This window comes from Gymnodinialimonas sp. 202GB13-11 (assembly GCF_040932485.1).
Classification (GTDB): domain Bacteria; phylum Pseudomonadota; class Alphaproteobacteria; order Rhodobacterales; family Rhodobacteraceae; genus Gymnodinialimonas; species Gymnodinialimonas hymeniacidonis.
The window spans coordinates 2,748,515-2,768,392 of the sequence record NZ_JBFRBH010000001.1 but is presented as its reverse complement, the minus strand read 5'-3'; the positions used below and the strand labels follow the sequence as shown (position 1 = coordinate 2,768,392).

Sequence of the window (19,878 nt, the reverse complement as noted above, 5' to 3'; positions counted from 1 at the left end):
CGCGGCGGCTCAGCCGCCGCGCTGACGCACAATAAAGCCGAGCGAGGGATCGCTACAAAAAACAGTTTCCATATCCGGCCGCGTGGCGCTGACATGATCGTAGAATGCCACCAGGTCCGGCAGGGTATCGCCATAGGCCTGTGCATCTTCGGGTTGGAAGGGCAAAGCACCGCCGTCCAGCAGCGCTGCGAAACGATCCGCCACAGGTTGCCCAGCCTCGGTCATTGCACTGAGCAGAGTGGGCAACGCGCCGGCCCGTTGCAGGTTGGCGGCCTGCTGCGCGGCAGGGTCGTCGTCCGGCAGGAACAGCGCATCGCCAAGTGCTTCCAATTCGGCAGAGATTGCCCATTGCCGCGCGAACCCCTCCAGAACATGGCGAAATGCGGTTTCGCCAGCGCTGGGGTCCGGGTCTGTGAACAGCGGCGCAAGGGCCGCGACTTCACACCCACCGCTCATCCGCATGGACAGCTCCAACGCGGCCACATAGGGGATAATCGCCTCCTGTGCGGATTGGTCTGCCGCAAAGAAGGCCAGTGATTGATCGCCTTGATTGAGTGTGAAGCCATGGCCCGTCTCAAGGAACGTGGCCCCGTCGATCACCGCCAACAGCGGGGCGGTATAGCGTTGCGATGGCGGGCCAAAGCGCGGCTGGTCAATTCCGGCCTCCGCGACGATTTCAAAGGTCTTCAACGCCACCTGATCCGCCTCAAGTTCAACTTCCGCCCTAGCGGCGATCAGGTCGAACTCGCAGCGTGCCTCTTGCTCGCAGGCGGCCCAGTCCATGGCAATCGGGCTGCGTAGCCGCAACGTCAGGTCATTGCCGTCAATCTCGACCACCACGTAACGCGGCAGCACCGTATCGTTGGCGAAGAAGGGCGCAGCGAGGAAGGATCCCTGTGGCAGGTCGTCGGCCAAAGACGGAAAGGCCCCCGCACATGCGAGGGCCAATCCGATCATCGTGTTGCGCATCACTGGGTCCAGCTGACGCCCGTCAGGTCGTTGGCTTGGGTTGGCGAATTCTCCCACAAGCCCACGATATTGGCGTTTGCCACGCCGGTCTTTGCAAGCTGGAAGAGGTACGCGTTGACGTAGTCGGTTGAGATCATCTCTTGCGCGGCCTGGTTGATGCGCGTGCGTTCCGCCGGGTCGGAAGTGACGGCGAGCTCGTCCATCAGGGCCTGGAACTCGGCGCTGTCGTATTGGAAGTAGTATTCCGGGCGCGCGTAGATGTTGATGTCGGCGGGTTCGGTATGGCTGACGATGGTCAGGTCATAGTCGTAGCCGCGAAACACTTGTTCCAGCCATTGCGCCCATTCGAGGTTGGTGATCTCAGTCTCGATGCCCACGTCGCGGAGTTGGCTGGCGATAATCTCACCACCGCGTCGCGCGTAGGACGGGGGCGGCAGCATCAAGCGCAGGGTCAGGTTTTCAACGCCCGCCTCGGCCAGCAGTTCACGGGCACGGTCGGGGTTGAATTCGGAATTACCGGTCAGGTCCACGTAGTCGGGATTGTGCGGTGCGAAATGGGTGCCGATGGGTGTGCCGTAGCCGAACATGGCCCCGTCGATGATGTCCTGCCGGTTGATGGCGTGGGTGATGGCTTGGCGGACGCGGACGTCTTGCAAAGCCTCGGCGCCGTTGTTCATGGCGAGGATCGTCTCACCCTCGGTGGAGCCCACGATGACGTTGAACTGCGGGTTGCCATCGAATTGCGCCAGTGTCTCGGGCGCGGGGAAGACAGGGAAGGCATCCACATCGCCGGCCATCATGGCCGCGAAGGCGGCGTTGGGGTCGGAGATGAAGCGGAAGGTTGCAGCCTCAAGCGCTACGGCCTCGCCCCAGTAGTCGTCGTTGCGGGCCAGTTCAACGCTGTCGCCCTGCCGCCATTCAACGAAGCGGAACGGGCCGGTGCCGATAGGGTTGGTGGCGTTATTCTCGGCGGAAGCGGGATCGACGATCACCGCGTCGCCCCAGGCCATGTCGAACAGGAACGCGCCATCGGGGCCGTCGAGCGTGACGACGACGGTGGTGTCATCGGCAGCTTCGGCGCTGACGATATTCGCGAACAAAGCGGCTTGGGCGTTGGTCGTGTCCTCGGCGCGGGCGCGGTCGAGGGAGAAGACGACATCATCCGCCGTCATCGCTTCGCCGTCGTGGAACGTCACGCCGGAGCGCAGGGTGAAGGTGTAGGTTGTGCCATCTTCGGAAATCTCCCACGATTCAGCGAGACCGGGGATGATCGAGCCGTCGGCGGCAAAGCGCGTCAGGCCCTCAAAGACGTTTGCATAGACGACCTCGTCGATGGCAGCGGCGGCGCCGCCGGTTGGGTCAAGCATGGGGGGTTCAAGCTGCATCCCGATAGTGATGTCGGTCTGCTGCGCAAACGCGGCGCCAGCGGTCAGCGCCAGCATGGCGGCGGACAAGCGAAGGTGACGGGTCATGGTCTGATCTCCCTGAAGTCGTGTTTTCCCTATTGTTGCGCAGGGTTGGGGCGGAATCCTACCGAAAAGTGGCGAACGCCGCGTCAGGGCCGATTTCGTCCGGCGCGATTTTTCTGTGGATAGAAGTGTCACAGGGGTCGTTTTTGGCATCGCGCGCGGTGCGAATCCCCGTACGCTCATGGCGCGAACAGTCAACGAAACGCGCATTGGGGGGACGCCAAATGCCAAGTTCGGAAGATATTCTGGCGCTGGGACGCGACCAGATCGCCAAGTTCATTCAAGACCAAGCCAGCGCGAAAACGCTGACCGCCCTGATCAAACGCCTCAACGAGGATTTGATTGCCGGAGACACCGCCGCGCGGGAGCTTGCGAGCCGCGCTTTGCGTCATCTCGGGTTCGTCGAATACGCCTGAGCCGCGAGGTTCAGTGCAGAAAAACTGCATTTTTTCTGGCAGGAGATCTTGAGATTTCCCCGGTGCCTGATGCGGTCAAAGCAGCAATTCAGCCAGCGTCAGCGCCATAACCTTGGCGCTGTCCTCCATGTCCTGAACACCAACCCATTCATCGGGCTGGTGGGCGAGGTCGAGGATGCCTGGCCCGTAGGCAATGCAATTCTTCAACTTGCCGATCCGGTCGATATGTTTTTGATCATAGGTTCCCGGTGAGACGACGAAATCGGCTTGCGTGTCGAGGACCTTGGCAATCGCTGCCTCAACCGTTTTCACCACTGGTGCGTCGCGTTCCGTCATGGTGGGGGAGACGGACCAGAGCTCTTTCAGCTCATAGCTGAAATTCGGGCGCTCGGCCCTCACCTTCTCCAAAACAGTCTCGATCTCGGCGCGGACTTCGCCTTCGTTCTCTTCGATCAGGTAACGCCGGTCGATGGTTATCTTGCAGCGGTCCGGTACGCAGGCGGAGGGGAAGCCGGTATAGTCGTCGTCCTGCACCGGCTCGCCACCATGGATGGCGTTGATGTTCATGGTGGACTGCCGCGCACCTTCGGGAACAACCGGCATTTCGGTGTGTTTGGTGGCGAGGAGCGGGAAGAGCGAACGTTCCATCTCCTCCAGCACCGCACCCATATGGCGCACGGCACAATCGCCCAGAAACGGCATGGAGCCGTGGGCGATGCGGCCATGGGTCTCGATCTCGGCCCACCAGACGCCGCGATGGCCCAGGCATATTCGATCCTTGTTCAGTGGCTCGGGGATGATGACATGCTGCACGCGGTCGGGGTCGAAATAGCCTTTCTCCGCCAGGTAGGCCACGCCGCCATAGCCGCCGGATTCCTCATCCGCCGTCGCGCTGATCTCGATGCTGCCGTTGAACGTGGGGTGGGTTTCGATGAACGCCTCTGCCGCGATGATCGACGCGGCAAGACCCCCTTTCATGTCGCACGCGCCGCGTCCGTAGATTTTGCCGTCTTCCAACTCGCCGCCGAAGGGATCTTTCGTCCAGCCGTGGCCCACGGCCACAACGTCATGATGGCTGTTGAAATGCACGCAGTCGCCCGGGCCGCCCTCATACCGCGCCACGAGGTTCCAGCGCGGATAGGTGGTGCTGTCGGCAGGCGCACCCTCCGCACGGATCAATTCAACCTTGAAGCCGCGCGGGCCAAGCCGGTCGGCGAGATAGCCGCAAATCTCGCGGTAGTTGCGGCCCGGCGGATTTAGCGTGGGGATGCGGATCAGGTCTTGCGTCAGCGCGATCAGATCGTCGCGGCGAGCCGTGATAGCGTTCAAGAGAGCTTGTTCGGACATGGGGGCAAATTTGCGCCGCGCGTGATCTGGCCGCAAGCCCTGCCATTCGGCGGCATTACATCCTATATCTGAACCAACAAGTTACGACGGAGGACTCAATGCTTGGACTGGGCCGCATTGCCATTGTGATGATGATCGGGCTGACCGTCGTTTACGTCTGCATGTTCTTCTACCTGCGCTCCGGTGCGCGGATGCGTCTGGAAGAGGAATGGGTGCAAGCCGGTCGCCCAGATACACGCGAAGCTTGGGTCGATGCCCGCATCGGCGAGGCGGCATCGCGCATTCGGGTGTGGCTTGTCCTGTTTGTCTATGTCATTCCCGTTGTTGGATTGTTCGCCTTTGTGGCGCTGACCAACTGAAGGACGTCTCATGCGTTGGGCCCGGATCATCTTTCTGCTGTGTGTGTTCGCGGTCTTCGGGGCGTTCCTGCACTACACACTGCCGCAGCGCGACGTGGTGCGGATCGTCGACACGCAGCTGCAACTGACCGAGATTTCGGGTTGGACGGCTTGGTTCTACGCACAATCTGATAGCGGCGTGGAAGGCACCTCCGTGCAGCGCGATGTGCGGATAATTTCTGCCGTGCGCCCGGATGATACACCTATCGACTATCGCAATGAGGATACGGGGATCTTCGGCTGGCCGCCTTACTTCAAGATCGACAGCCAGGATTTGCAGACCGAGGCGCAAGACCTGCGCTCCACCCGCGACGCGCCGGTTTGGGTTGCCATCACGCATTACGGATGGCGCAACAACCTGTTGTCGTCCTACCCCAATGCCCTGTCGATTGAGCGTGTCGATGGTCCGGACGTCACCCTGATCCCGTGGATGCCCATCGTGATCCTGCTGATCTTCGCCCTGATCCTGTTCATGATTTGGCGCATCTGGGAACGGTTCGAGGATCGCGTGATCCTGCCCATCGTCGATGCCGCCTCGGTCCGGTGGGCGAAGATCAAGGATCGGTTATCGGGCCGTGGCTAGCCGCTAACGCGCGAAGCGCTCCATCTTTGTTCCCCGAAAATGCCCGCCGGAGGCATTGCTTGCCTGCAAGCAATTCTGGCCGCGTCACTCGCCGTAAGGCACCCAGATCGTCTTGGTCTCCGTCGCCTGCGCCAGTGCCAGTTTCGGATCCATTGCCGTCCAATCCGGGTTGCCGCCGTGGTTCATCCAAGTCCGTTTGAGGTTCAACGCACTGGCCCGCTCAAGCTCTGCCACATCCACGTGCGGCGTGAACGACCAGAGCGCATCGACATTGGCATGCGCCGCAAGTGTCCCCGCCATATCGCCATGCAGGCCCGTGACGATATTCGCCACGCCACCGGGAACGTCCGAGGTCTCTAGCACCTGATAAAGGTCCGTCGCCACTAGCGGGGCCGCCTGGCTTGGCACCAGCACCATCCGATTGCCCATCGAAAGCGCCGCTGCGAGGAGGGTCGCAGACCCGAGGAGGGGCGTGTCATCGGGCGCGAGCGCGCCAATCACGCCTACCGGTTCGTTCATGGCCAGAGCAATCCCCCGGATCGGAACGCCTTTCGCCGCACCGTCATATTTGTCGGCGAAGGCGGCATAAGTGAAGAACGCGTTGATCGCCGCGTCGACCTCGGCCCGTGCTTTGGCGGCAGAGGTGTTGGTTGAGTCGCGGATGCGATCTTCGAATTCCGCCGCGCGGGCCGAAAGGTTCTCGCCCAAATAATAGAGGATCTGCGCCCGCAGATGGCCGGACGTTTTCGACCAGCCCTTTGCACCTGCAGCGGCCTCAACCGCGTTTCGGATGTCCTTGCGGTTGCCGAGGCCGGTATGGCCCAGAAGCGTGCCGTTCTTGCTGTAATGGGCTTGACTATAGCCGCCATCGGGCCGCGCCTGCTTGCCGCCGATATACATCTTCGCTGTGCGGTCGATGCCCTCGGTCGCCGGTGTCTCGGGCGCGGGATGAACGGGGAGCGCTCTTGCGGCCAGCAATTTCGCGGTGGGCTTGAGATAGGCTTGCAAGCCTTCCCACCCGCCTTCACGCCCGAACCCGCTTTCGCGCACTCCGCCGAACGGTGCTGCGGCGTCGAAGAGGTTCGTCGCATTCACCCAAACCACGCCCGCGACCAGCTTGGGGGCGATATCAAGCGCGAGGTTCAGATTCTCGGTCCACAGCGTCGCGGCCAACCCGTAGCGTGTGTTGTTGGCGACCTCGACGGCCTCCGACGGCGTGCGGAAGGTGGTGGAGACGAGGACCGGGCCAAAGATCTCCTCCTGCATGAGCGGGGCAGCCGTGTGCAGGCCGGTGATCAGCGTTGGCGGATAGAAACAGCCGGTTTCCGGCAGGGGGATGGGCGCTTGGTAGACCTCTCCGTCCGTCTCGCTGACCATCTTGGTGATCGCGGCGTGTTGCACCGGGTCGACGATGGCGCCGACGTCGATGCATTTGTCCATCGGGTCGCCGATGCGCAGGTTGGCCATGCGGGCTTTCAGGCGGGCATGGAAGTCGTCGGCGATGCCCTCCTGCACCAGCAAACGGGATCCGGCGCAGCAGACCTGACCTTGGTTGAACCAGATGGCATCCACCAGCCCTTCAATCGCGCTGTCGATATCGGCATCTTCAAAAACGATGTATGGGGACTTCCCGCCCAACTCCAACGTCAGGCTCTTGCCCGTCCCGGCCGTCTGCTCACGGATGCGCCGGCCCACGGCCGTAGAGCCGGTGAAGGCAATCTTATCCACTTCGGCGTCCACCAAGGCCGCGCCCGTCTCCCCATCGCCGGTGATGATGTTCACGACCCCCGGCGGCACGCCGGCCTCCTGACAGATTTCCGCGAAAACCATGGCCGAAAGCGATGTGTATTCCGCAGGTTTCAGAACCACCGTGTTCCCGGCGGCCAGCGCAGGCGCGATTTTCCACGCCAGCATCAGCAAGGGGAAGTTCCACGGGATGATCTGGCCGCAAACGCCCATGGGGGCGTGGCCCGGCATCTCGGTATCGACCAGCTGCGCAAGACCTGCGTGGTAGTAGAAATGCCGGATCGCCAGCGGCACGTCGATATCGCGGCTTTCGCGGATCGGTTTGCCATTGTCGAGGCTCTCCATTGTGGCCAGAAGCCGGGAGTGCTTCTGCATCAGCCGCGCAATGGCATAGAGGATGCGCGCGCGGGCACGGTTGTCCTTCGCCCATTTCGGCTGCGCCTTGCGGGCGGCGCTGACGGCCTTGGCGACCTCTTCCGCTGTGCCTTTGGTCACGCCCGCCAGCTTTTCGCCCGTGGCTGGGTTGTTCGATGCGAAATCGTCCCGCAAAGGCCCCCATTTACCGGCAATGAAATGGCCCGCGATGCCACCGCGGTCCGCCAGCCATTGCAGCGCCTCGGCTGAGGACTCCGGGGCGGGGCCGTAGTCCATAGTTTCGAAGATTTCGCGGGTGGTCATATCAAAGCCCCCTGAGCAGGACAAAAAGGACAACTGCGCCCAAAATCACAGCTGAGACGACTTTGCGGATGCGGGCGCGTTGCGCGATGGCGGCATGGTCTTGGAGGTCGTTCGGATACTCTTGGGCCGGTTGGGCGAAGGTATAGGCGTCGTTGAACCGTTTGAGCTGATCGGGGGACAGCTTGGCCTCCGACGCCTTCTCTTTTGCATTCTCGCTATAGGCCATCCAGATCACGTAGAGGACAAGGCAGAGCGTGATGATCGCGTTGAAGCTTAGGTGCATCGCTCAGCCACCGATCAAGATGTATGCCGCGACGGACGCCGCGATGGCAAGCGCTGCCCCAATCGTAACAGGGCGGGCGCGGTCCGAGGCTTCGGCCACGGCGCGGAACTCTGCGGGCATGTCAGCGCGGTTGGCCTTGTTGCGGTATTCTCGGTTGAACGTGCGGGCCTGATCGACCGTCAGCTTTAGCGCCTCTTCTTTCAGTGGGCGATTGACGCGCATCATCAGCCAAACGCAGACGCCGACAACGATCAACAGGAGGATGAAGTTGAAATTGACTTGCATGGCCTCACCCAATCGGATGTCGCCAACCGGCGGAGTAGGCGCCGGTGACGTGGTGTTCGAGTTGGCGTTCGATATCGCCCAGTAGGCTGCTCGCCCCGAACCGGAACAGATCCGGTTGCAGCCAGCGGTTGCCGAGTTCCTCTTTCAGCAGCGATAGGTAGACGAGGCTGTCTTTCGCCTTGGAAATTCCGCCCGCCGGTTTGTAACCGACCTTGTAGCCCGTCCGCGCCTCGAACGCGCGGATGGCGCGGATCATGGTGAGGCTGACGGGCAGCGTCGCGTTAACCGACTCCTTGCCGGTGGAGGTCTTGATGAAATCCGCGCCTGCCATCATGCAGACCAGCGAGGCCTTGGCGACGTTGCGCAGGGTGCCGAGTTCGCCGGTGGCCAGGATCGCCTTCACATGCGCCTCACCACATGCCTCACGGAACGACTTCATCTCCTCATATAGCGCTTGCCAGTTCCCGGTCAGCGCGTGGCGGCGGGAGATGACGATGTCGATCTCTTTCGCACCGGCGGCCACCGACATCTCGATCTCTTTCACGCGCAGCTCGAACGGGCTGAGGCCCGCAGGAAATCCGGTGGAGACGGCGGCAACGGGGATGTTCGTGCCCTCCAGTGCCTCAACGGCGGTCTCGATCATATCGTGGTAGACGCAGACCGCACCGGTGGTGATGTGTGGCAGACCGAGCGCTTCCAATAGGTCGGCCCGCACGGGCTGTCGGGCCTTGGCGCAGAGGCGGCGGACGCGGCCAACCGTGTCATCGCCAGAAAGCGTGGTCAGGTCGATCAATGTGACCGCCTTGGCAAGCCACGCGGCCTGATGGCTTTTCTTGACGGAGCGGCGGCCGGGCAAGGTCGCAGCCCGGCGTTCGATGGCGGAGGTGTTGGCCTGAACGGAGGCGACCCAGTCGAGGTCCAACTCCATACCCTCGTTCCGGGGCAAGTGAACCTGCGGCAGCTGGTCGGCGGTGGTTGTGGCGGTGTGGTGAAGCGTGTCGGTCATGGGAAAGCCCTGATGCGCGTTGTCTATAGCGTCTCACGCGGGGGCGTGGATGGCAAGGTTGACCAAACGGTCAAAAATTATACGCGCGACAAGACGAGCCCTGCAGCGACGAGTCCGACGGCTGCGATACGGGTCCAGCTGACCTCGCGCACCTGCAAGCCGAAAGCACCGATTGCGTCCAGCACGAGGGCCGCCGCGAGTTGTCCGAAAATCAAGGCGGCGACCATTGTGACCACGCCCAAGGTGCCCACAGACCAGACCGCGGCCCAAACATAGACCGCCCCGAGTGCTCCGCCGACCCAAGCCCACCATGGCGCGGCGGCCATTTGGCCGACACTCGGCACAGCCCCGCGCAGAACCACGATGACGGAGAGGACGATCGCGCCCACGATGAAGCTGATGGCGGCGGCCACGACCGGGTCGCCTGCGAAACTTCCGAGGCGTGCATTGATTGGGGCTTGGGTAGAGATGCACGCCCCGCCGACGGCGATGGCGATCAGGGCAAAGATGTATTGGCTGGACATGGCGCGCCTCCGGCAGAGTGGAGTGTGACGATGCGCTGAGCGGTCGGAATTGCCAAGAGTGCACGCGCAAGCTAGGACCGCGATAACCGGAGGGAAGCCCATGTCATTTGATCGTTCCATCAAGATCGCGCCGTCCATCCTGGCCGCCGATTTCGCCAATTTCGGGGCCGAGGTTCAGGCCGTTGAGGCGCAGGGCGCGGATTGGATCCACATTGACGTCATGGACGGGCATTTCGTGCCGAATCTGACTTTTGGCCCGCCCATGGTGAAAGCCCTGCGTCGCCATGTGAAAACGGTGATGGACGTGCATCTGATGATCGCGCCGGTCGACCTGTATATCGAGGCTTATGCCGATGCGGGGGCCGATGTGCTGACCGCCCATGTGGAGGCCGGTCCGCATATCCACCGCACTCTTCAGGCCATTCGTGGGGCGGGGATGAAGGCGGGTGTTGCGCTGAACCCTGGCACGCCTGCGGGGGCAGTCGCGCATGTGTTGGACCTGTGTGACCTGATCTGCGTGATGACGGTGAACCCCGGTTTCGGGGGGCAGAGTTTCATCGATATGTCCGACAAGATCACGGAGCTGCGCGCCATGATTGGCGACCGCGAAGTGCATATCGAGATCGACGGCGGTGTGGATGTCGGCACAGCGCCGATTGTAGCGGGTGCTGGAGCGGATGTGCTGGTGGCAGGGTCTGCCGTGTTCCGGGGCGGCTCGGTCGAAGACCCAGCACCGTATGGCGAGAATATCCGCGCGATCCGGGCGGCTGCGGGATGAGCACGGACGCCCACACCACCCACGACGCACTGGAAGACCCGCGCAACGCCGATATCGGCATCTATGTGAATGGCGAGATCGTGCACCGCGACGAGGCCAAGGTCTCGGTCTATGACAGCGGGTTCATGCTGGGCGATGGCATGTGGGAGGGTCTGCGGCTCTACGATGGGGTCTGGGCCTATTTCGACGCGCATATGGATCGGTTCTTCGACAGCTGTAAGGCGGTGAGCCTTTATGTCGACATGGACCGACAGGGCATCTTCGACGCGCTGGAGAAGACGCGGGCAGCGAACGGGATGGAGACGGATGTTCACTGTCGCCTGATGCTGACGCGCGGTGTGAAGGTGCGTCCATTTCAGCACCCGTCACTGAGTCAGAGCGGGCCGACCCTGGTGATCATCATGGAGCATTCGAAGCCGGTGGATCGGCTTCAGGGCGCGGGCATCCGGCTGGCGACCGTGCCACAGGTTCGGGGGCTGCCGATGAGCCAGGATGCGAAGTACAATTCCCACTCGAAACTGAATTGTGTGATTGCCTGCCTTCAGGCTGAGCAGGCGGGGGCGGATGAGGGGTTGATGTTGGACCCGCATGGGTTCGTGAATACGACAAACGCGTGCAACTTCTTCATTGTGAAGAAGGGGGAGGTTTGGACCTCCACCGGGGATTACTGCATGAACGGGGTTACGCGGGCGAAGGTGATCGAGCTGTGCAAGGCGGACGGGATTCCGGTGTTCGAGCGGAACTTTTCGCTGGTGGATGTTCATGGCGCGGAGGAGGCGTTTTTGACCGGCACGTTCGGGGCGCAGACGCCGGTCGCATCGCTGGATGGGAAGCCGATAGGGACGGGAGAGCGGCCTGTTACGGCGCGAATACAGGGGCTGTATAAGCAGGCCATTGCGGAGCATGTGGCAGCGATAAAAGTGGGGGGCTGATTGGGTCTGCTCACGCGTGAGCAATGGGATTATGTATTTGATTCAAAAGAAGAAATATTGTTTCGTTAACTTCTCAATAACTCTAAACTGACTAAATCCACGCCCTGTGCCGCTGGCAGGTTTCGAACGACTCCCAGATATGCATTCGGCTCGTCTTACGCGTACCCGGCATTTCGAACGTCGTGTGGACATAGCGGGAAAACTTCGGCCTGAAACGATGCGTTTTTTGGTTGGTTTAGGAAGGTGCGCGGTGCGAGGGAGGCAGAGGCTCTCCCTCGCTGTACATCGTCGATCTCAGGCAAAGGGGCGCCCGTGACGGTGGCCTCGTTTGTCTGACGAATTCAACTGGACTGGTCACGCAAGCCGCAACGTGCGGCAACAAGACTGGAAAGCCGCGGAGGTCTGACATGAGCGCTCCGGTATGCACTATATGCCATCACATGGCTTAGCGGGCCACTTGACCAAAAGGTCATGTCCTTGGTCAGGGTGTCAGCCAAATTCTTCGATTAAGCTCGCATTGTTTCTTCCAACGCGTTGGATTGTGGACTTTTTGTGGCGGCTTCGGCGACGGAGCAGAATCAGGAGCGCCGATGAAAAAGCCCCGCGTTGGTGTGATTCAACGCGGGGCAGTCTTGGGGTGCATTTCGTGTGGGTGTCAGGAGGCGGTTGGCCCGGCCTCCAGCACATCTTCGAGGGTCCGCAGACCCGTGCGCGGAGCCTGAACCAGCACGGACATATTGCCGGGCTTGTGTTCGTTGCGGAGCATCTTCATGTGCGCGTCGGGAAGCTCGGCCCACGGGAAGACCTCGGACATGCAGGGATCAAGGCGCTGCTGAACCATCAGGTCATTGGCTGCTGATGCCTGCTTGAGGTGCGCGAAGTGGGAGCCTTGCAGACGCTTTTGGTGCATCCACATGTAGCGGACGTCGAAGGTGCAATTGAAGCCGGTGGTGCCCGCGCAGATCACGACCATGCCGCCCTTCTTGCAGACCAGAGTGGAGACGGGGAACGTCGCCTCGCCCGGATGCTCAAACACCATGTCGACGTTCACGCTCTTGCCGGTGATGTCCCAGATCGCCTTGCCGAACTTGCGGGCTTCCTTGAACCACTCGGCATACTCGGGCGTGTTTACCGTGGGCAGCTGGCCCCAGCAGTTGAAGTCTTTGCGGTTGATGACGCCCTTGGCGCCGAGGCTTAGCACGAAGTCGCGTTTGCTTTCGTCGGAGATCACCGCGATGGCATTCGCGCCCGCCGTGTTGGCCAGCTGGATCGCGTACGAGCCGAGGCCGCCGGAGGCGCCCCAGATCAGAACGTTCTGGCCGGGCTTCAGGTCATGCGGCTCGTGGCCGAACAGCATCCGGTAGGCGGTGGCGAGGGTCAGCGTGTAGCAGGCGGCCTCTTCCCAAGTCAGGTGCTTGGGGCGCGGCATAAGCTGCTGTGCCTGCACGTTGGTGAACTGCGCGAAGGAGCCATCGGGTGTTTCGTATCCCCAGATGCGCTGGGAAGTGGAGAACATCGGGTCGCCGCCGTTACAGTGTTCGTCGTCGCCATCGTCCTGGTTGCAATGGACCACGACTTCGTCGCCGATCTTCCAGCGTTTCACCTTGTCGCCCACGGCCCAGACGATGCCCGCCGCGTCGGAGCCCGCGATATGGTAGGGTGCGCCATGACCGTCGAAGGGGCTGATCGGCTGACCGAGGCCGGCCCAGACGCCGTTATAGTTTACGCCCGCAGCCATCACGAGGACGAGGACTTCGTGGCTGTCGAGCACAGGGGTATCGACGACTTCGACCTCGAACGCTTTGTCCGGCTCACCATGACGTTCGCGGCGGATGGTCCAAGCGTACATCTTCGGCGGCACGTAACCCATGGGGGGCATTTCGCCCATCTCGTAGAGGTCTTTCATGGGCGCATCGTAGGGGGCGTCTTGCGTGGGGGCGTCGAGGGCCATGGCTGTCTCCGTCATCTGGTGCCTCCGGGTGCGGTTATGCCGCGCTGCGGAATCAATTGCTGCTGATGCGAGAGATATTTGCGAGTGAGTAATAATGCAACCAGAAAAGTGGCGTTTGGGTAATTTTGTGTCGCGTCGGATAGTTTCTGACTTTGGCTCAGCCAGTCCTGCGCCTCTGACGCAATGTCGTAGGCAGCCGGATTGCCGGTGAAGGTTGTTTCGAAAAGAATGGTTTCTTCGGAGGCACGGTGGAAGGCGAGCGTATGCATCGCGTCATCTTCGTGCACATCAATCCGGGTCAGGTCTGCGAGGTGGATGGTCTCTGTGCGCGCGCCCAGAACGCCACGGCGTTTGATGGTCAGGGTTTGGAGACGCGCATCGAACGTCGCTGTCGCCGCGCCGTTGGTCAGGAGGCCCCAGAGGCCGAGCGCTGCAAAACCCAGTCCGACGATGAGGAAGAGTGGTGTGAGTTGCGTGACCTCTGATCGCGCTATGCCGAAGGTGAAGCCGATGCCGAGAAGGGCGATGACCGCCAGGCCGACATCGGCCAAGATCAGCCTGCGGCTGCTGATTTGAAGCTGTTCGGGGCTGTTGGCGACGATCCTCACTCAGCCGCGTCTTCCAGCCGTTCGGCGTCCAGCAAATGTGCGACGCTGGCGGCGTAGTAATCGACGACCGGTGCGCCGCGTTCAGTGATTGTGATGGCGTTCGGGTCTTCGTCGCGGTCGATGAAGCCGCGTTCTTCCAGCGCGCGGAGGCCAGCCTCGACGGTGTATTGCAAATCATCGCGGGCGAGGTGGATGCCGACGCCCTTTTGTTCGGCGCGGGCAATGCGAGTGGCGATGGCGGCATCGAGGGCTTCGGCTGTGACCGCCCCGTCACGCAGCGCGTGGGCGACGAGGGGGACAGGGACAACGGGGGTGACGGAGGCGATGCTGTCCATCAGGGCGTCACCGAGGGCTGCGGGTTGGTCGGGCCGCTTGGTGGCGAGGAAATCGGTCAGGGAAAGCGGTTCGCCGAAGCTGACAGCGGCATAGCCGTAGCGGTGGAATTTGCCGGTGATGCGGTGCCAGATTTGTCGGCGGAGGTAGCGGAAGATGGGGGTGAGGGTGAAATTGAACCCGGCAGTGCCGCCTTTCTGAGCTTCGATCAGGTTCCGGTCTTCCATCACGCGGTCATAATTCAGCGCGACCGGGACGAAGACGACATCGCGGCTTTCGCCCGGGGTAAAGCCGTCGAGAATATAGGAGATGAGGCCGAGTTTCGGTTGGCCGAGCCCACCGGTGCGCGAGAGACCGCCCTCGGGGAAGACGGCTTGGGTTACGCCTTCATCGGTGGCGATCTGGACGTAGCGGGCGAGGACCTTGCGATAGAGCGGGTTGTTGTGGCGGCGGCGGATGAAGTAGCCCCCCATGGCGCGCACGAGCGAGCGCAGCGGCCAGACGCGGGCCCATTCGCCGACGGCATAAGCAAGGGTTGATCGTTCGGCGACGATCCAGGTGACGAGCACGTAGTCCATGTTGGAGCGGTGGTTCATCACGAAGATGACCGTGCTGTCGTCAGGCACTTTCTCAAGCGCGTCATCGTTGGGGTTGGTGAGGCGGACGCGGTAAAGCGATTGGCTGAGCCAGCGCGCGGCGCGGGTGCCGAAGGAGAAATAGGTGAAGGCAGAGAAGCCAGGCACGATTTCACGCGCGTAGCGTTCGGCCTTTTCGGCGGCGACGTCGACGCGGATTTTGTTCTCGCGGGCGTGCTCGTGGATCGCCTGGGCCACCTGTGGATCATACATGAGGCGGCGCACCGTGTCTGTGCGGCGGGCGAGTTTAAAGGGCTGGATCGGGCGCTTGAGGCGGGTGTTGAGGCGGGCGACGGCCCGTTCAAGCCTGCGGCGCAGGAACCAGCGGACGGACGGGAAGAGGAAGTGGGACGCGAAGGTGAAGGCCGCGAACAGCACGATCAGGACAAAGAGCCAGAGTGGAAGGGTCACCGGGGACGTCATGGCGCGGAGGGTGTCAGGAAATTGGGGGTGGTGCAATTGAGGACGGGCCGGAGCGGGGGAGACGCTTGTGCGGCGGGGCCGCACCTCGCCCCTCCCACCGTCCCGCAAGGGGGGCGCTGCCCCCTTGCCCCCCAAGGTATTTGGAAAACGAGGAAACGCGCATTGCCGCCTTGCCGCAGTGCAGCTTTGCGGTTGCAGCGAATTGACAGAGACATTTTGTTCCGTCTAGATGCGAATTGACGAAACGATATTGCTTTGAATGAGTCGGAGAGCGCCATGTCGGATATGAAAAAAGACCGCCCCTGGTTGATCCGGACCTATGCGGGTCATTCGACAGCGAAGGCTTCTAATGCACTCTATCGCGGTAATCTGGCCAAAGGACAAACGGGTTTGTCGGTAGCCTTCGATTTGCCAACACAGACAGGCTATGACAGCGATCATGTTCTGGCGCGCGGCGAAGTGGGCAAGGTCGGCGTGCCGATTAGTCATCTGGGCGACATGCGTACACTGTTTGACGAGATCCCGCTGGAGCAGATGAATACCTCGATGACGATCAACGCGACGGCGCCCTGGCTGTTGGCGCTCTATATCGCGGTGGCCGAAGAGCAGGGGGCCGATGTATCCAAGCTGCAGGGCACCGTTCAGAACGATTTGATGAAGGAATATCTGTCGCGGGGGACGTATATCTGCCCGCCAAAGCCTAGCCTCGCGATGATCGCGGATGTGGCAGAGTATTGCTACAAAGAGGTTCCGAAATGGAACCCGATGAATGTGTGCTCCTACCACCTCCAGGAAGCGGGTGCGACGCCGGAGCAGGAATTGGCCTTTGCCCTGGCCACGGCGATTTCGGTTCTGGATGAATTGCGCCCCCGGGTGCCAGAGGAGGATTTTCCGACTCTCGTGGGGCGTATTTCGTTCTTCGTGAATGCGGGTATTCGGTTCGTGACCGAGATGTGCAAAATGCGTGCCTTTGTCGATCTTTGGGATGAGATCTGCGAAACGCGTTATGGCGTGACCGACCCGAAGATGCGGCGGTTTCGGTATGGCGTGCAGGTCAATTCACTAGGCCTGACCGAACAGCAGCCCGAGAATAACGTCTACCGTATTTTGATTGAGATGCTGGCAGTAACTCTGTCGAAGAAAGCGAGGGCGCGTGCCGTGCAATTGCCGGCGTGGAATGAAGCGCTTGGCCTGCCACGGCCCTGGGATCAGCAATGGTCGATGCGCATGCAGCAGATCATGGCGTTCGAGACCGATCTTCTGGAATACGGCGATTTGTTTGATGGCAATCCGGTCGTAGATGGAAAGGTCGAGGCGCTGAAAGAGGGCGCGCGCGCGGAATTGGCCAATCTGGAATCGATGGGCGGGGCGATTGCTGCGATTGATTACATGAAGGGCCGTTTGGTTGAGTCGAATGCTGACCGGGTGAACGCGATTGAGCGCGGGGAAACCGTGGTCGTAGGTGTGAACAAATACACCGCGTCCGAGCCTTCGCCGCTGATGGGTGAGGATGGCGGGATCATGGTTGTGGACCCGGCGGTTGAGCAGGAGCAGATCGCGCGGCTGGAGGCTTGGCGCAGCGAACGCGACGGCGCAGCTGTGCAGGGGGCCTTGGACGACCTGCGGGCTGCTGCGAGGGAAGGGAAGAACGTTATGCCCGCATCCATCGCGGCGGCGAAAGTGGGGGTGACAACCGGCGAATGGGCCGGTGTCATGCGCGCTGTGCACGGGGAATATCGTGGGCCGACTGGTGTGTCGGGGGCCGTTTCGAACAAAACAGAGGGGCTGGATGATATTCGTGGTGCGGTGGATGCAGTATCAGACAAGCTGGGGCGGCGCCTGAAATTCCTTGTCGGCAAACCGGGGCTTGATGGCCATTCGAACGGGGCCGAGCAGATTGCATTCCGCGCACGGGATTGCGGAATGGATATCTCGTACGAAGGTATTCGCCTGACACCTGCCGAAATCGTTGAGGCCGCGAAGGTGGACAATGCACATGTCATTGGCCTTTCGATCCTGTCGGGCAGCCATGTTCCGTTGATTAAGGACGTGATGGACCGGCTGCGCGCCGAGGGTCTGGATATTCCGGTAATGGTTGGTGGCATTATTCCCGATGAAGACCGTGCAACGCTTTTGGGATACGGTGTGGCACGTGTTTATACGCCGAAGGATTTCGAGTTGAACCGCATCATGATGGATATTGTGACACTGGTTGACCCTACGGCAATCGCAGCAGAATAAGGCCTACGGCGCTTTCCGCTCAAAAAGGACATGTCTAAAAGTTTGCTTGCCATTGGTAGGTCATTCCTGCCATGGGCCATTTGCACTCTGCCTAAGAAGAAGGAAGATCAAAATGGCAAAAGCATTGGAAAAAATGACCTTAGAAGAACTGGAAGCCCACCAAAAGGAAGTCGCGGCCACTATTAAAGGCTATGAAAAGAAGCGGCGTTCTGAATGCCTCAACGAACTGAAAGCAGTGGCCAAGAAATATGGTTTCTCGCTGGATGAAGTTGTTGGCGGCAAAACGAAAGGCGGGTCCAAATCCAAGGGCGTGGCGAAATATGCCAATCCTGCGGATGCATCGCAGACATGGACCGGACGCGGCCGTCAGCCCAATTGGGTGAAGGACGCACTAGCAAAGGGCAAATCGCTCGATTCCATGGCGATCTGATCGACGCTTTGCGTTGATATGTAAAATGGCCGTCCCTTCGGGGGCGGCCTTTTTCGTTGGCAATCGGGTTTGCGTCCAGACTGGGGCGAGGTATTCCGGTGCCAACACATCCAGCAGGGAGCGCGGCGATGACGGTTCATATTTGGGCACAGCCCGGAGATATTGCGGAAACGGTGCTGATGCCGGGGGACCCGCTGCGGGCGAAATGGGCGGCGGAGCGGTTTCTGGACGATCCGGTTTGCGTCAATGAAGTGCGCGGGATGTTGGGGTTCACCGGTACCTGGCGCGGCAATCGCGTGACCATCCACGGCTCGGGCATGGGGATGCCGAGCCTGTCGATCTACGCCAATGAGCTGATCCGCGATTATGGGGCGAAGACGTTGATCCGCATCGGCTCAACTGGGGCGATGCAGACCCATGTGAAGCTGCGAGATGTGATTTTGGCCATGACGTGTTCGTCCTTGTCGACGCCGTCGAGCGGGATGTTCCGGGAGTTGAACTACGCGCCTTGTGCCGATTACGGCCTGCTGCAGGCGGCGTATCAAGCCGCTGAAGGCAAGGGATCTGCGATCCATGTGGGCGGCATTTATTCGTCGGATGTGTTCTATGACGAGCGGCCTGATCTGAACGAGCAGATGGTGCGCCATGGCGTGCTGGCTGTGGAGATGGAGGCGGCGGAGCTATACACGCTGGCGGCGCGATATGGGTGCCGGGCGCTAGCGGTGCTGACGGTGTCGGATCACTTGCTCACGGAAGAAGCTTTGCCTTCGGAAGATCGGCAATCGAGCTTCTCGGACATGGTGGAAATCGCGCTAGAAGCGGCCTTCTCATGAGAGAGCTGGCCGGGCATCCCGTCGGGCCAATCGGCCTTGGCTGCATGAGTTTTGGTGGCATTTACGGGGCCACCGACACGGCGGAGAGTTTTGCCTGTATGCAAGCCGCGCTGGACCTGGGTGTGACCCATTGGGATGTCGCCGAGATCTATGGCGGCGGCGTCAGTGAAACGGTGATCGGGCAGTTTTTGGGCGAAACCGGCGCGGAGGTGATGTTGGCCACGAAGGCGGGCATTTACACGCAGCCTGAACGGCATTTCAGCAATGCCGCCAGCGATTTGCGGAGGTCGCTGGAGGGGTCATTGGAGCGGTTGGGACGATCTTCGGTCGAGTTGTTTTACATCCACCGTCGCGAGCACGAGCGCCCCGTCGAAGAGGTCATGGAGACGCTTGCGGGTTTCGTCAGTGAGGGGCTGATCGGCGGTATCGGGTTTTCGGAGATTTCACCTGCAACGCTGCGCCGGGCCCACGCGGTTCATCCGGTGGCGGCGGTGCAGTCGGAATACTCGCTTTGGTCGAGGCAGCCAGAGCTTGGGATGATCCAGACCTGTGCCGAACTGGGCGTGGCCTTTGTGGCTTTCTCGCCCTTGGCGCGGGGTGTTTTGGGGGATGGATTTTCCGGACGTGAGGCGTTTCCGGAAGGTGATTTTCGCAAAGGGCAGCCCAGGTTCCTTGACCCGAATTATGCGGCGAACATGGCTGTGGTTGAAGGGTTCAAGACTTGGTGCCATGGGCGCGGATGGTCCACGGCGGCGGTTGCGTTGGCTTGGGTTCTGGCGCAGGGCGAGCATGTGATCCCGATCCCGGGCACGCGATCTGCGGCGCATCTGGCGGAGTTTGTGGCCGGGGCCGAGATGGTGTTGAGCTCGGACGATCTGGCCGAGATCGAACGGCTTTTGCCGGTTGGGTTCGCCCATGGGGCGCGATACGCGCCGTCGCAATGGGCGGCCGTGGAGATCTACGGCTGAGGGCTGCGGCGGGGAGACGCTGGCGCTTTGCGCCTCGCCCCT

The 19,878-nt window shown here is 61.3% G+C and carries 20 protein-coding genes; 9 read left to right on the top strand and 11 right to left on the bottom strand.

The window, feature by feature from the left end; all coding sequences use genetic code 11:
* Nucleotides 1-9: 9 nt before the first annotated feature.
* Both V8J81_RS13990 and V8J81_RS13985 read right to left on the bottom strand, forming a co-directional pair.
* Nucleotides 10-969: a hypothetical protein gene (locus V8J81_RS13990; RefSeq protein WP_368476367.1), complete on the bottom strand. Its 960-nt coding sequence runs from the start codon at nucleotides 967-969 to the stop codon at nucleotides 10-12.
* Nucleotides 969-2,441, bottom strand: a complete 1,473-nt coding sequence (locus V8J81_RS13985) for an ABC transporter substrate-binding protein (RefSeq protein WP_368476366.1) — start codon at nucleotides 2,439-2,441, stop codon at nucleotides 969-971. The genes V8J81_RS13990 and V8J81_RS13985 overlap by 1 nt, the downstream gene beginning before the upstream one ends.
* Before the next feature lie 221 nt (nucleotides 2,442-2,662).
* On the opposite strand from V8J81_RS13985, the gene V8J81_RS13980 reads away from it, so the two are divergent.
* Nucleotides 2,663-2,854 (top strand): hypothetical protein, encoded by a 192-nt coding sequence (locus V8J81_RS13980; protein WP_368476365.1) that lies wholly within the window; start codon nucleotides 2,663-2,665, stop codon nucleotides 2,852-2,854.
* A gap of 75 nt (nucleotides 2,855-2,929) precedes the next feature.
* Here the strand turns inward: V8J81_RS13980 and V8J81_RS13975 are convergent, their stop codons facing one another.
* Nucleotides 2,930-4,201: an acetylornithine deacetylase/succinyl-diaminopimelate desuccinylase family protein gene (locus tag V8J81_RS13975; RefSeq protein ID WP_368476364.1), complete on the bottom strand. Its 1,272-nt coding sequence runs from the start codon at nucleotides 4,199-4,201 to the stop codon at nucleotides 2,930-2,932.
* Nucleotides 4,202-4,299: 98 nt separating this feature from the next.
* Here V8J81_RS13975 and V8J81_RS13970 point away from each other — a divergent pair, with 98 nt between their 5' ends.
* Complete coding sequence (locus tag V8J81_RS13970) at nucleotides 4,300-4,560, top strand: hypothetical protein (RefSeq protein ID WP_368476363.1); 261 nt, start codon at nucleotides 4,300-4,302, stop codon at nucleotides 4,558-4,560.
* A gap of 10 nt (nucleotides 4,561-4,570) precedes the next feature.
* Entirely contained in the window at nucleotides 4,571-5,182 is a 612-nt protein-coding gene (locus V8J81_RS13965; RefSeq protein WP_368476362.1) for a DUF1523 family protein, read from the top strand.
* Between the two features lie 84 nt (nucleotides 5,183-5,266).
* Here V8J81_RS13965 and V8J81_RS13960 read toward each other — a convergent pair whose 3' ends face one another.
* The 5 genes from V8J81_RS13960 to V8J81_RS13940 all read right to left on the bottom strand — a co-directional run bounded on the left by V8J81_RS13960 (nucleotide 5,267) and on the right by V8J81_RS13940 (nucleotide 9,704).
* Entirely contained in the window at nucleotides 5,267-7,606 is a 2,340-nt protein-coding gene (locus V8J81_RS13960; RefSeq protein ID WP_368476361.1) for an aldehyde dehydrogenase family protein, read from the bottom strand.
* Between the two features lies 1 nt (nucleotide 7,607).
* Complete coding sequence (locus tag V8J81_RS13955) at nucleotides 7,608-7,889, bottom strand: hypothetical protein (RefSeq protein ID WP_368476360.1); 282 nt, start codon at nucleotides 7,887-7,889, stop codon at nucleotides 7,608-7,610.
* A gap of 3 nt (nucleotides 7,890-7,892) precedes the next feature.
* Entirely contained in the window at nucleotides 7,893-8,174 is a 282-nt protein-coding gene (locus V8J81_RS13950; protein ID WP_368476359.1) for a hypothetical protein, read from the bottom strand.
* Between the two features lie 4 nt (nucleotides 8,175-8,178).
* Complete coding sequence (gene deoC, locus V8J81_RS13945) at nucleotides 8,179-9,180, bottom strand: deoxyribose-phosphate aldolase (protein ID WP_368476358.1); 1,002 nt, start codon at nucleotides 9,178-9,180, stop codon at nucleotides 8,179-8,181.
* A 77-nt stretch (nucleotides 9,181-9,257) separates the two neighbouring features.
* Complete coding sequence (locus tag V8J81_RS13940; RefSeq protein ID WP_368476357.1) at nucleotides 9,258-9,704, bottom strand: DMT family transporter; 447 nt, start codon at nucleotides 9,702-9,704, stop codon at nucleotides 9,258-9,260.
* Nucleotides 9,705-9,804: 100 nt separating this feature from the next.
* Here V8J81_RS13940 and rpe point away from each other — a divergent pair, with 100 nt between their 5' ends.
* Both rpe and V8J81_RS13930 read left to right on the top strand, forming a co-directional pair.
* Nucleotides 9,805-10,482, top strand: a complete 678-nt coding sequence (gene rpe / locus V8J81_RS13935) for a ribulose-phosphate 3-epimerase (RefSeq protein WP_368476356.1) — start codon at nucleotides 9,805-9,807, stop codon at nucleotides 10,480-10,482.
* Nucleotides 10,479-11,414 (top strand): aminotransferase class IV, encoded by a 936-nt coding sequence (locus V8J81_RS13930; protein ID WP_368476355.1) that lies wholly within the window; start codon nucleotides 10,479-10,481, stop codon nucleotides 11,412-11,414. Before rpe ends, V8J81_RS13930 begins: the two co-directional genes overlap by 4 nt.
* Before the next feature lie 655 nt (nucleotides 11,415-12,069).
* Here V8J81_RS13930 and ccrA read toward each other — a convergent pair.
* From ccrA to V8J81_RS13915, 3 genes are read right to left on the bottom strand one after another with little or no spacing between them, the layout of a single operon-like run.
* The gene (ccrA, locus tag V8J81_RS13925; RefSeq protein WP_368477648.1) at nucleotides 12,070-13,365 is read right to left on the bottom strand and encodes a crotonyl-CoA carboxylase/reductase; all 1,296 of its coding nucleotides are present in this window, start codon (nucleotides 13,363-13,365) and stop codon (nucleotides 12,070-12,072) included.
* 11 nt (nucleotides 13,366-13,376) lie between these two features.
* A complete protein-coding gene (locus V8J81_RS13920) occupies nucleotides 13,377-13,916 on the bottom strand; it encodes a hypothetical protein (protein WP_368476354.1) in 540 nt (179 codons plus the stop codon).
* A gap of 53 nt (nucleotides 13,917-13,969) precedes the next feature.
* The gene (locus tag V8J81_RS13915) at nucleotides 13,970-15,364 is read right to left on the bottom strand and encodes a 1-acyl-sn-glycerol-3-phosphate acyltransferase (RefSeq protein ID WP_368476353.1); all 1,395 of its coding nucleotides are present in this window, start codon (nucleotides 15,362-15,364) and stop codon (nucleotides 13,970-13,972) included.
* Between the two features lie 276 nt (nucleotides 15,365-15,640).
* On the opposite strand from V8J81_RS13915, the gene V8J81_RS13910 reads away from it, so the two are divergent.
* The 4 genes from V8J81_RS13910 (at nucleotide 15,641) to V8J81_RS13895 (ending at nucleotide 19,836) form a co-directional block, all read left to right on the top strand.
* Nucleotides 15,641-17,605: a methylmalonyl-CoA mutase family protein gene (locus V8J81_RS13910; RefSeq protein ID WP_368476352.1), complete on the top strand. Its 1,965-nt coding sequence runs from the start codon at nucleotides 15,641-15,643 to the stop codon at nucleotides 17,603-17,605.
* 112 nt (nucleotides 17,606-17,717) lie between these two features.
* Entirely contained in the window at nucleotides 17,718-18,035 is a 318-nt protein-coding gene (locus V8J81_RS13905) for an H-NS histone family protein (protein ID WP_368476351.1), read from the top strand.
* 128 nt (nucleotides 18,036-18,163) lie between these two features.
* Nucleotides 18,164-18,868, top strand: a complete 705-nt coding sequence (gene deoD / locus V8J81_RS13900) for a purine-nucleoside phosphorylase (protein WP_368476350.1) — start codon at nucleotides 18,164-18,166, stop codon at nucleotides 18,866-18,868.
* Entirely contained in the window at nucleotides 18,865-19,836 is a 972-nt protein-coding gene (locus V8J81_RS13895) for an aldo/keto reductase (RefSeq protein ID WP_368476349.1), read from the top strand. The genes deoD and V8J81_RS13895 overlap by 4 nt, the downstream gene beginning before the upstream one ends.
* Nucleotides 19,837-19,878 lie beyond the last annotated feature (42 nt).